This window comes from Kineococcus siccus (genome assembly GCF_009906795.1).
Lineage (GTDB): Bacteria > Actinomycetota > Actinomycetes > Actinomycetales > Kineococcaceae > Kineococcus > Kineococcus siccus.
Map to the genome: position 1 here is coordinate 1 of NZ_JAAALN010000138.1, position 11490 is coordinate 11490.

The window sequence follows — 11490 nt, forward strand, 5'->3', positions numbered from 1 at the left end:
CCCCCGGCACGGGTGAGGCGAGCGGTGAGGGCGCCGACGCGGCACCGCGCCGCCGCCGTCGCCGCACGCGCGGTCGCTCCGGGGCGAGCGCCGAGGAGACGACGGCCCCGGCCGCCGACTGAGCCACCGGGGACGGCCGCTGCGGCGGCCGTCCCCCGCCGCGACGGCACAGCAGCGCGCGGGCCGGGACGTCGACCGGCGGGCGATCACCGCCGTCGCCGCCCAGGCTGGGGCGGGTGGAGACCACCCGCACCCCGTCCGGCACCGCGCCGCCCGTCTCCCCCGCCCTGCACGCCGGAGCGTCGCTGGAGGTCGCCCTGCTGGCGGCCGCGGTGCTCGAGGAGGCGCACCCGACGGCCGCCCGGGCCCTGGCGGAGGACCCGCGACACCCGTGGCAGCGCGTCCAGGACGCCGCCGCGCTCCTGCGCGCCGGGACGGACCCCGGCCGGGCGCTGGCCCTCGCGGCCCGCGAGCGCGCCACCGCGTCCGCCCCCGGGGCCGTCCTGGTCCTGCGGCACGCGCTGCGCGTGGACCTGGTCCTGCGCACCGCGGCGGCCGGCGGCCGGGCCCCCTCGGACGCCGACGCCGAGCGCTACGTCCGCGAGCAGGTGAGCACCGCGGTGCTGGGCGGCGCGGAACCGGAGGACGTGCCGCACCGCCTCGCCGACGTGCGCGCCGTGCTCGACGACGTCCGCCGCGCGCTGCGCGGCGGCGCGAGCCTCGGGCGGCTGCCCTCGCGGCAGCTCGGGGGGCCGCACGCGCAGCTGGTCCCGGGCTGGCGCGAGGCCGCGGCCCTGGCCCCAGCGGTGCTGCCCGGCTGGGCCCCGCACGCGCGGCCCGCGGAGCGCGGTGAGCTCGCCCGTGCGCTGCGGCGCCTCGACGCGGCGTCGGCGGCGCTCAGCCCTCACCGGCGATGAAGGCGCGCACGGCGTCGGCCACGAGCTGCACCGCGATCGCCGACAGGAGCAGCCCCGCGATGCGGGTCACGAGCAGCACGCCGCTCTCGCCCAGCACCCGGTGCACCACGCCCGCGAACCGCATGGACAGGTACAGCGTGAGGTGGACGGCGACGATGCCCGCCCCCACCGCCAGGTCGTCGGCGAGGGTCTCGGCCTGCTGCGCGTAGACCATCGTCGCGACGATCGCGCCGGGCCCGGCGAGCAGCGGCGTCCCCAGCGGGACGAGGGCCACGTTCACGCCGACCGCGCTGGTGGGCTCGTCGCCCTTGCCGGTCAGCAGCTCCAGGGCCACGAGGAGCAGCAGCAGGCCCCCGGCGGTCTGCAGCGCGGGGAGGCTGATGTGCAGGTAGTCGAGGATCCGCTGCCCGAAGAGGGCGAAGGCGACGATGACGCCGAGCGCGACGAGCACGGCCTGCCGGGCGGCGCGCGAGCGCTCGCGCGCCGAGAACGCGGACGTCAGGCCCAGGAAGATCGGCACGGTGCCCAGCGGATCCATGATCACGAACAGGGTGACGAACGTCTCCCCCAGCAGTTGCCAGTTCACGCGTCGAGCACGTGCCGTCCCCGGCCCGGCGCGGCCGGCCCGGCGGCCGCGAGCACGCCCTCGAGGACGTCGGGGGACGTGAGGTTCTCCCCGATGAGGTTCTTCTTGCCGGCCCCGTGGTAGTCGCTCGACCCCGTCACGAGCAGCCCCAGACCGGCGGCGACGTCGCGCAAGTGCGCCCTCTCGTCCTCGGAGTGGTCGCGGTGGTCGACCTCCAGGCCCAGCAGGCCGGCGTCGACCATCTCGTCGATGTCGGTGTCGCCGATGCAGCTGCCGCGCTTGGAGGCGGCCGGGTGGGCCAGGACGGGCACGCCCCCGGCCTCGCGGACGAGGCGGACGGCCTCGAGGGGGTCGGGTGCGGAGTGCGGGACGAAGTAGCGGCTGCGCCCCGAGAGCCAGGTGGCGAACGCCTCGTCGCGGTCCGGCACGAGGCCCTTGGCGACCAGGGCGTCCGCGATGTGGGGGCGGCCCACGGTCGCGTCGCCGTGGACCTGCGCGAGGACGTCCTCCCAGGTCAGGCCCGTGTCGACGCCCAGGCGCTCGACCATGCTGCGGGCCCGCGTCAGCCGCGAGGTGCGCGAGCCGTCGAGCAGGGCGGCCAGGGCGTGGTGCGCGGGGTCGTGCAGGTAGGACAGCAGGTGCACCGAGATGCCGCGCTGGAGGCAGCTGATCTCGACGCCGGGGAGGACACGGACTCCGAGCCGCTCACCGGCGGCGACCGCCTCGGCCCAGCCGGCCGACGTGTCGTGGTCGGTGAGGGCGACGACGTCGAGGCCGGCCGCCGCGGCGGAGGCGACGACGTCCGCGGGCGGCTGCGTGCCGTCGGAGGCGTCGGAGTGCGTGTGCAGGTCGATGCGCACCCGGAGAGCTTACGGCCGCGGACGACGACGCCGTGCACTCACCGTCACCGCGGCCGGTGCCCCCGGCCGGCCGCTCGCCGCCGCCCGTGCGCCCGGTGCCCGGGGCGGCAGGGGCGGCAGGGGCGGGGACTCAGGACCACTGCACGCGCGGCGACATCGCGCCGCAGGGCACGTCGAGGGTGTGGGTGGGGTCGCGCAGGTCGACCAGCTCAAGGTCGTCGAGCAGGGTCGCGCCCGCCGCGGCGGGCCAGAGCAGCGCCCACAGCCACACGCCCCCGGCCTCGCCGACCAGGACGGCCCGGTCGCCCTGCGCCTCGACACCCCACAGCGGGGTGCTGGCGCCCGCCGCGTGCGGGCGCGCGGCCGGCGGCCCGGTGACCAGCCCCTCCCCGGGATCGACGTCGTCGCGGCCCGCGAGGTGCGCGCCCAGCCCGGTGCCGGGGCGCTCGGAGACCAGGAGCAGCTCCGCCACGGGGGGACCGCCCGGGGGGCCGTGGTGGGGTCCGCTGGCCGCCACGACGACCGCCTGCGCGTCGTGCCGGTCGTCGCGCACGCAGCGCGTGCCGGTGAGCAGCCAGCCGTCGGGCAGGGGCCACGGCAGCCACACGGGGACGTCGGAGTGCGCCGCGATCCACTCCAGGTGCTGGGAGTCCGCGGGCTGCGCGGGTTGCAGCGGGACGACCTCCCCGTGCACGGCGCAGGTCGCTCCGTTGTGCCAGATGCTGGGTGCCCGCACCGCTGCGTCGCAGCGGGGGCACCTCGCCGTACCGCCCATGGTCCACCGTCCTACGGCCCGGTCGCGGCGTCAACCATGGTGTCACCGTGCGTGACGGGGCCGGGGATCCCGCCCGGACCGTCCGGATCAGGGATGATGGCCGGGTGAGCTCCCAGACGACGCAGCACGACGCCGGTCCCCGACTGGAGACGACGCCCACGGCCACCGACCCGGCGCTCGAGCAGGCCGTCGACGCCCCGCCGGGGCCGGACGCGGCCGGGACGGCGGCCGAGCAGGCGGCTCGGGCCGAGGAGGACGCCAGGTCGGAGGAGGACGCGACGTCGCACCGCAGCGTGCCCCGCTCCGCCGCCTTCCGGGCCTTCATCGCCGACGGCTGGGGCCCGCGCCCCGCCGAGCCCGACGCCCCGGACGCGGCCGCGCCGTACGCCGCGCGGCGGCGCGAGGTGCTCTCGTCGCTGTTCCCGCACGAGGTCCTCGTCGTGCCGGCCGGGACGCTGGTGCGCCGCTCCAACGACACCGACTACCGCTTCCGCCCGCACTCCGCGTTCGCCCACCTCACCGGCCTCGGCAGCGACCGGGAGGCCGACGCGGTCCTCGTGCTGCACCCGCGCGGTGACGGTCACGACGCCGTCCTGTACCTGCGCCCGCAGGGCGCGCGCGACTCCGAGGAGTTCTTCGCCGACGCCCGCTACGGGGAGCTGTGGGTCGGGCCGCGGCCGTCCCTGGCCTCCGTCGCCGCCACGACGGGCCTCGCGTGCCACGACGTCGCGGGCCTGCCCGCGGAGCTCGCCGCGTCCGCGGGCGAGGCCGCCACCACGGGTCTGCGCCTGCTGCGCGACGCCGACCCCGCGGTCTCGGCCGTGGCCGAGGCCGCGCGCCCGGCCGGGGCCGACGCGGCGCGCGCCGACGAGGAGTTCGCCACCGCCCTCTCCGAGCTCCGCCTCGTCAAGGACGAGTGGGAGGTCCGGCAGCTGCGCGACGCCGTCGCTGCGAGCGCGAAGGGCTTCGAGGAGGTCGTCCGCGCGCTGCCCCGCGCCGTCGGCCACCCCCGGGGCGAGCGCGTGGTCGAGGCGGCGTTCGACGCCACGGCCCGCGTCGAGGGCAACGGCGTCGGCTACGAGACCATCTCCGCGGCGGGCGACCACGCGTGCACGCTGCACTGGATCCGCAACGACGGCACCGTGCGGGCGGGCGACCTGCTCCTGGTGGACGCGGGCGTCGAGGTCGACTCGCTCTACACGGCCGACGTCACGCGCACCCTGCCGGTCGACGGCCGCTTCACGGCGCCGCAGCGGCGCGTGTACCAGGCCGTGCTCGACGCCGCCGACGCCGCGTTCGCCGCCGCGAAGCCGGGCGTGAAGTTCCGCGACGTGCACGAGGCCGCGATGCGCGTGGTGGCCGACCGGCTGTCGGCGTGGGGGATGCTGCCGGTCGACGCGGCGACGTCGCTGGACCCCGAGGGCCAGTACCACCGCCGCTGGATGGCGCACGGCACGAGCCACCACCTCGGGCTGGACGTCCACGACTGCGCGCAGGCGCGGCGCGAGATGTACCTCGACGCCGAGCTGCGGCCGGGCATGGTCTTCACCATCGAGCCCGGCATCTACGTCAAGACCGAGGACGAGCTCGCGCCCGAGGAGCTGCGCGGCATCGGCATCCGCATCGAGGACGACGTCCTGGTCACCGAGGACGGCGTCGAGAACCTCACGGCCGGGCTGCCCCGCGACCCCGACGCGGTCGAGGCCTGGATGGCGTCGCTGCGGGCCTGACCCGCACGTCCGGCGTCCGCACGTGCGGACGCCACGGACACGAGGAGGCCCCGACCGCGGCTGCGGTCGGGGCCTCCTCGTCGTGCCCGTGGGCTCAGCGTCGCGAGTACAGGATCGTGGGTGCGGAGCCGTGCGCTCAGGCGTCGTGGCGCTCGGACGCCGCCTGCTCCTCGCGGGCCCGCTGCTCGGCGGCGCGGCGCTGCTGGCGCTGCTCCTCCATCTTCTGCGCGTAGGTGGGTCCGGACAGGTCCATCTCCACCGGGGCCGGCTCGGCGCCCGCGGGCGGCGGCGGCGCGGTCGCGGGCCCCGTCCCGGGCTGCGGCGGCGGGCCGTAGCCCTGCGGGCCGGAACCCTGAGCGCCCGGACCCTGCGGACCCGACGGGCCGGCCCACGGCGCGCCCCACTGGCTCGAGGCGGCGTGCGAGCCGCCACCCTGCGGCTGACCACCCTGCGACTGGCCACCCTGCGACTGGCCGGGGGCGGGCGGCGCGGGCGGGCTGCCCCACGGCGCGGGCTGGTCCGGCTGGTGCCACGTGCCGCGCGGCTCACGGCCCAGGCCGTTGGGCAGCTTCGCGAGCACCTGGCGCGCCTGGCCGGCCATCTGCGGCAGGCACAGCACGGTGTACTCCCCCGCGACGATCTGGCTGGCGGAGGTGAAGTCGCGGCGGCCACCGGTCAGGGCGTAGGAGATGACGCCGAAGAGCATGCCGAAGCCGGCCCCGACGAGCAGACCCGTCAGCAGGCCGGGCGTCCCGCCGTTGCCGAACACCGAGATCATCAGGCCGATCAGCAGGCCGAACCAGGCCCCCGAGGCGGCGCCGGCGCCGGCGGCGCGGCCGTAGGTCAGCCGTCCCGTGACGCGCTCGACCATCATCAGCCCGGTGCCGACGATGGTCACGTTCTGCACGGGGAACTGCTCGTCGGAGAGGAAGTCGACGGCGCGCTGCGCCTCGGCGTAGGTGGCGTAGCGACCGATCGCCTCCCCCTGGGGAGGCGTGGGCACCCGCTGCTGCGGACCGCTGAAGGGCCCGAGGTTCGACATGAGACGTCCTCACCGACTCGACGACCCGGCGGCCCGGCCGACGGGGTGCACCCCGCGGGCGCGACACCAGGGACAACGTCCCGGCCACGACGGACGTGCCCGGCCCGCCCCGAGGGAGGACCGGGCACGCGTGGCCGGAGGTGGGGGCGCGGCGGTGCCGCGCGCCCGGGGAGGACGGTCAGGCGGTGCGGCGCTTGGCGCCGGCGCGCTCGGTGGCCTGCACCTCGGTCGTGGCGCCCTCGGTGGAGAGGTGCCCGCCCGTGCTCTCGAGGTGCGCGCGCACGAACCAGTGGAACTGCTCGAGCGCCGCGGACTGGCCGATGAGCATGTCGCCCGTCACCGGGTCCTCGTCCTCCGTCGCGGTGATCGCCGCGCGGTGGTCGGTGATGACGCCGGTGTAGACGAGGTCGAGGGCCCCGAGGTGCTCGATGGCCCCGGCCCGGCCGATCGAGTAGTCCGACCAGTCGCGGTCGGCCACGATCGCGGCGGGGGTGCCGACCGGCGAGGCGCCCAGGGTCGCGATGCGCTCGGCGACCGTGTCGGCCATCTCGCGGACCGCGTCGACCTGCGGGTCGATCATCTCGTGCACCGAGATGAAGTTCGGGCCCACGACGTTCCAGTGCACGTGCTTGAGCGTGAGGTGGAGGTCGGTGAGCGCGGTCAGGCGGTTCTGCAGCACGGCGGCGATCTCGGCGCCCTGCGCGGGGGTCAGGCCGGGGACGGTGAAGTACGGGGTCCCGGCTGCCTTCAGCTTCTTGCTCTCCTTGGCCATGCACGACACGGTAGGAGCCGTGCGGACGGTCCGCGCGCCGAGATCACGCGCCCTCCGGGCGCCACGCCCTCGTGCCCGCGCCGGGGGCCTAGCCTGAGGGCATGACCGGTCCCGCCTCCCGCGTGTTCGCCGCCCGGCTGGCGGGGACCGCGGTGTTCGACCCCCAGGGCGACCAGGTGGGCCGGGTGCGCGACGTCGTGGCCGTCCTGCGCAGCCGCGGGCCCAAGCGCGTGATCGGCCTCGTCGTCGAGGTCCCGGGGCGGCGGCGGGTCTTCGTCCCGATGACCCGGGTCACGGCGGTCGACGTCGGGCAGGTGCTCACCACGGGCCTGGTCAACATGCGCCGCTTCGAGCAGCGCAGCACCGAGACGCTGCTGCTGGCGGAGCTGCTGGACCGCTCCGTCACCCTCGCCGACGGCAGCGGCCCCGCCACGATCGAGGACCTGGGTCTGGAGACGGTCCGCCCGCGAGACTGGCAGCTGACCAAGGTCTTCGTGCGCCGCGGCCACGTCGCCAAGGGCCTGTCGGGGCGCCTGCGCCGGCGCGGGGAGACGCTGACGGTGGACGTCGACGCCGTGGTCGGGCTGACCTCCGCGGACGCCGACCAGGGCGCGACCAACCTGCTGGCGGCCTTCGAGGAGCTCAAGCCGACCGACCTCGCCGAGGTCATCCACGAGCTCACCGCCAAGCGCCGCGGCGAGGTCGCGGCGGCCCTGGACGACGAGCGCCTCGCCGACGTGCTCGAGGAGCTGCCCGAGGACGACCAGGTCGAGATCCTCTCCGCCCTCGCGGGCGAGCGGGCGGCCCACGTCCTGGAGGCCATGCAGCCCGACGACGCGGCCGACCTGCTCTCGGAGCTGCCGCCGGAGCAGGCCGAGCGGCTGCTGCTGCTCATGGAGCCCGACGACGCCGAGCCCGTGCGCCGCCTGCTCGCCTACGACGAGCACACCGCGGGCGGGCTCATGACGTCCGACCCGGTGATCCTCGCGCCCGACGACACCATCGCGGAGGCCCTGGCGCACGTGCGCCGCGTCGAGCTCACGGCGCCGCTGGCGGCGGCCGTGTTCGTGTGCCGGCCCCCGCTGGAGACGCCGACCGGCAAGTACCTCGGCACCGCGCACCTGCAGCGGCTGCTGCGCGAACCCCCGCACACCCCGGTCGGGCAGGTCATCGACAAGGACATGGAGACGCTCGACCCGGCGGACTCCCTGCAGCACGTGACGCGGCAGCTCGCCGCCTACAACCTCGTGTCGCTGCCCGTCGTGGACGAGGACGGCCACCTGCTCGGCGCCGTGACCGCCGACGACGTGCTGGACCACCTGCTGCCCGACGACTGGCGTGAGCAGGAGCGGGAGGAGTTCGAGGTGGAGCGTGGCTGAGAGCAACCGCCGGCGCGTCAAGCGCGAGCGCCAGGAGCGCATCGGCCTGGACACCCCGCGCGAGGCGCGGCGCCAGCTGCTGAACCGCCCGCAGGTGGACCCCGACGCCTTCGGCCGGGCGTCGGAGAAGTTCGCCCGCTTCATGGGCACGGGACGCTTCCTCGTCTACATGACGCTGTTCGTCGTCGTGTGGGTGCTGTGGAACACCCTGACGCCCGCCGCCCAGCGGTTCGACCCGTACTCCTTCACCTTCCTGACGCTCGTGCTCTCGCTGCAGGCGTCCTACGCGGCGCCGCTGATCCTGCTCGCGCAGAACCGCCAGGACGACCGCGACCGCGTGCTCAACGAGCAGGACCGCTCCCGCGACGAGCGGGGCCTCGCCGAGACGGAGTACCTGACGCGGGAGGTCGCGGCGCTGCGCATCGCGCTGCGCGAGGTCGCGACCCGCGACTTCGTGCGCTCGGAGCTGCGCAGCGTGCTGGAGGAGCTGCGCGAGGAGGACGCGGCCGAGACCGGCGAGAAGCCCAAGCGCAAGCAGGGCAAGAAGCGCAAGCGGCAGGGGGAGGCGGTCCCCGACGAGGCCGACGCCGTGCACGAGACGCGCGTGCTGACGTCGACGCTCCCGCTCGACCAGCCGCAGGACAGCCAGCGCAACCTGCCCGACGCCGAGCCCGACGCCACCGGCACCGGCACCGGCACGGGCACCCCCACCGACGCCTCCGTCGCGCACCGGGTCGTCACTCCGCCGAAGGGGTGACGCGTCCCGCCCCTGCGGTCGCGGGGACGGACTTCACCCGGACGCCCGTCGTGCCGACACCATCCGGGTGACGACACTCGACGCCCCGCGGGCCGGCGCTCCCGTGCCCCCCGCGGGCGCGGACCGCCGCCGCCTCGGCGACGTCCTCGTCGAGAAGGGCCTGCTGCTCCCGGAGGACCTCGACCACGCCCTGCACGAGCAGCGCAACGTCGCGGGCCCGCGCCGCCGCCTCGGCCAGATCCTCGTCGAGCTGGGGCTGGTCTCGGAGGCCGAGCTCGCGCAGTGCCTCGCGGAGCTGCTGGGGCTGGAGCACGTCGACCTCTCCCGCGCGACGCCGTCGCCCGACGTCGTGCGCCTGCTCCCGCGCGCGGTGGCGGAGCGCTGCCGCGTCCTGGTCCTCGACAAGACCCCCGGCCACCTGCTCGTCGCGGCCGCCGACCCCACCAACGTCCTCGCGCTCGACGACGTCAAGCTCTACACGCGCGCCCCCGAGCTGCTCGTCGTGGTCGCCGTCGACTCCCAGATCCGCGACCACCTCGCGCGGGCGTGGTCGCTGACGGCGGACACGAGCCAGGTCAACCGCATGGTCGAGGACGCCGACGACGAGGAGGACGACGTCCCCCTGTCGGGGATGGCGGGTTCCGTCGACGACGACGCGCCCATCGTGCGGCTCGTCAGCCGGATCCTCTCCGACGCGGTGCGGCTGCGCTGCTCCGACATCCACCTGGAGTCCCAGCGCGACGGCCTGCGCGTGCGCTTCCGCATCGACGGCCTGCTGCGCGACGTCATGCAGGCGCCCAAGCGCGTCGCGCCGTCCGTCATCAGCCGCATCAAGATCATCTCCGGGCTCGACATCTCCGAGCGCCGGCTGCCGCAGGACGGGCGCACGCGCGTCACGGTCGACGGCTCCGCGATCGACTGCCGCGTCTCGACGCTGCCCGCGCTGCACGGCGAGAAGGTCGTCATCCGGCTGCTGACCCGAGGCGACGACGTGCCGACGCTGACGTCGCTGGGCTTCGAGCCCGAGCAGCTGGCCGTCTTCTCCAAGGCCCTCGCGGTGCCGCAGGGCCTCGTCCTCATCACGGGCCCCACGGGCTCGGGCAAGACGAACACCCTCTACGCGGCGATCCACGCGACGATGACCCCCGAGAAGAACATCGTCACCCTCGAGGACCCCGTCGAGGTGCAGCTGCCCGGCATCACGCAGGTGCAGGTGCACGCCAAGGTCGGCATGACGTTCTCGGCGGGCCTGCGCTCGGTGCTCCGCCAGGACCCGGACATCGTCCTCATCGGCGAGGTCCGCGACGGCGAGACGGCCGAGCTCGCGCTCAAGGCCGCCATGACCGGGCACCTCGTCCTCACGACGCTGCACACCAACTCCGCCGTGGGAGCGCTGACCCGCCTCGTCGACATGGGCGCGGCCCCGTTCCTCGTCGCCTCCTCGCTGACGGCCGCGATCGCGCAGCGCCTCGTGCGCAAGCCGTGCGATTCGTGCAGCGACGGCTACATCCCCGACCCCGACACGCTCGCGCTGCTCGGCCTCGGCATCGAGGACATCCTCGACGCGACCCCGCTGCGCGGCAGCGGCTGCCCCGACTGCGGCGGCACCGGCTACCGCGGGCGCACCGCCGTGTACGAGGTGCTCGACGTGACCACGAGCATGCGCAAGATCCTCCTCGCCTCCCCGACCGAGTCGGCGCTGGCGGAGGAGGCCGAGCGGGCCGGCATGCGGTCGCTGCGCGAGTCCGCGCTGGCCAAGGCCATGCGCGGCGAGACGACCTTCGAGGAGGTCGTCCGCGTCACCGCCGGCTGACCCCGGCGCCCCGGCGGGCAGCCGGTCGCTTCCGCCCGCGCCCCCGGCCCCCTACGGTCCTGGAGTGCGACGACGTGCGAACCTCGAAGGGGTCCTGGCCTGGGCCCTCGCCGCGGCCGTGTGCGCACCCGCGGCCCTGGTCCTCCTCCTGGCCGGGCGCGTGCTGGGCGGCTCCCTGGACGACGCGCTGGGCCTGTCGGTGACGGGGCTGGGCCCCGAGCAGACCGCGCAGGTGCTGCGCTCGCTGCGGTGGGGCTTCCTGTGGTCGACGGTGGCGGTGCCCTCCGCGCTGCTGGCGGGTGCGCTGGCGGCCCTCGCCGCGGCGGGGGGCCGGCTCGCCTGGCCGCGCACCGTCGAGCGGCACCGCGGTGCCCGGCGCGCCGCGGCCGGTGCGGCAGCGGTGCTCGCCCTCGCCGGGGCCGCGGCGCTCCTGGGCTTCGCGGCCCAGGTCGTGGGCGTGCTCCCCACCTCCTCGTGGAACTCCGGCACGCCGTTCGTCTCCTTCGCTCCTCCGGCGGTCGTCTGCTTCGTGGTGAGCGTCCTCGCGGCGCTCGCCGCCCTGGTCCTGACCCGGCCGCCCGGCGACCTCTCCACCGAGCAGGCCCTCCTCGCCGCGGCCCGGGGCGACGGTGGTGGCGAGGCGGACCGCGACGACACCGACCAGGTCCCCGACGAGCACGACGGCCACCAGGTGCCCGACGACCACGAGGTGCCCGACGACCACGAGGTGCCCGACGACGCGCCCGTGCCCGTGGACGTCCCCGCGCCCTCGCCGGGCGGGGCGGTCGCCGTGCCCCCCGACCTGCCCACGCTGGCCCCCGGGCACGCGGCCCTGTACCGCCGCCGCTGAGCCCCAGCA

General features: G+C 76.2%; 11 protein-coding genes. 6 read left to right on the plus strand and 5 right to left on the minus strand.

Going from position 1 to position 11490, the window contains the following annotated elements; translation table 11 throughout:
• Positions 1-236: 236 nt before the first annotated feature.
• A complete protein-coding gene (locus GTR02_RS14760; protein ID WP_166608256.1) occupies positions 237-917 on the plus strand; it encodes an oxygenase MpaB family protein in 681 nt (226 codons plus the stop codon).
• Here the strand turns inward: GTR02_RS14760 and GTR02_RS14765 are convergent.
• From GTR02_RS14765 to GTR02_RS14775, 3 genes are all read right to left on the minus strand, one after another.
• Positions 898-1503 (minus strand): MarC family protein, encoded by a 606-nt coding sequence (locus GTR02_RS14765; protein ID WP_166608257.1) that lies wholly within the window; start codon positions 1501-1503, stop codon positions 898-900. The two genes, GTR02_RS14760 and GTR02_RS14765, sit on opposite strands and share 20 nt — an antisense overlap.
• The gene (locus GTR02_RS14770) at positions 1500-2363 is read right to left on the minus strand and encodes a PHP domain-containing protein (protein WP_166608258.1); all 864 of its coding nucleotides are present in this window, start codon (positions 2361-2363) and stop codon (positions 1500-1502) included. Before GTR02_RS14770 ends, GTR02_RS14765 begins: the two co-directional genes overlap by 4 nt.
• Before the next feature lie 130 nt (positions 2364-2493).
• Complete coding sequence (locus GTR02_RS14775; RefSeq protein WP_240895759.1) at positions 2494-3099, minus strand: DUF6758 family protein; 606 nt, start codon at positions 3097-3099, stop codon at positions 2494-2496.
• A 143-nt stretch (positions 3100-3242) separates the two neighbouring features.
• Between GTR02_RS14775 and GTR02_RS14780 the strand changes: the two genes are divergently transcribed.
• Complete coding sequence (locus tag GTR02_RS14780) at positions 3243-4868, plus strand: aminopeptidase P family protein (protein ID WP_338073826.1); 1626 nt, start codon at positions 3243-3245, stop codon at positions 4866-4868.
• A gap of 136 nt (positions 4869-5004) precedes the next feature.
• Here GTR02_RS14780 and GTR02_RS14785 read toward each other — a convergent pair whose 3' ends face one another.
• The gene (locus GTR02_RS14785; RefSeq protein ID WP_166608260.1) at positions 5005-5910 is read right to left on the minus strand and encodes a YflT domain-containing protein; all 906 of its coding nucleotides are present in this window, start codon (positions 5908-5910) and stop codon (positions 5005-5007) included.
• Between the two features lie 178 nt (positions 5911-6088).
• Entirely contained in the window at positions 6089-6682 is a 594-nt protein-coding gene (locus tag GTR02_RS14790) for a Dps family protein (RefSeq protein ID WP_166608261.1), read from the minus strand.
• A 101-nt stretch (positions 6683-6783) separates the two neighbouring features.
• Here GTR02_RS14790 and GTR02_RS14795 point away from each other — a divergent pair, with 101 nt between their 5' ends.
• The 4 genes from GTR02_RS14795 to GTR02_RS14810 all read left to right on the plus strand — a co-directional run bounded on the left by GTR02_RS14795 (position 6784) and on the right by GTR02_RS14810 (position 11481).
• A complete protein-coding gene (locus GTR02_RS14795) occupies positions 6784-8061 on the plus strand; it encodes a magnesium transporter MgtE N-terminal domain-containing protein (protein WP_166608262.1) in 1278 nt (425 codons plus the stop codon).
• Entirely contained in the window at positions 8054-8818 is a 765-nt protein-coding gene (locus GTR02_RS14800; RefSeq protein WP_338073827.1) for a DUF1003 domain-containing protein, read from the plus strand. Before GTR02_RS14795 ends, GTR02_RS14800 begins: the two co-directional genes overlap by 8 nt.
• 67 nt (positions 8819-8885) lie before the next feature.
• Positions 8886-10631, plus strand: coding sequence for a GspE/PulE family protein (locus tag GTR02_RS14805; protein ID WP_338073828.1), 1746 nt, complete (start codon positions 8886-8888; stop codon positions 10629-10631).
• A gap of 64 nt (positions 10632-10695) precedes the next feature.
• On the plus strand, positions 10696-11481 hold the full coding sequence (locus GTR02_RS14810; protein WP_166608264.1) for a hypothetical protein: 786 nt from the start codon (positions 10696-10698) through the stop codon (positions 11479-11481).
• Positions 11482-11490: the final 9 nt, after the last annotated feature.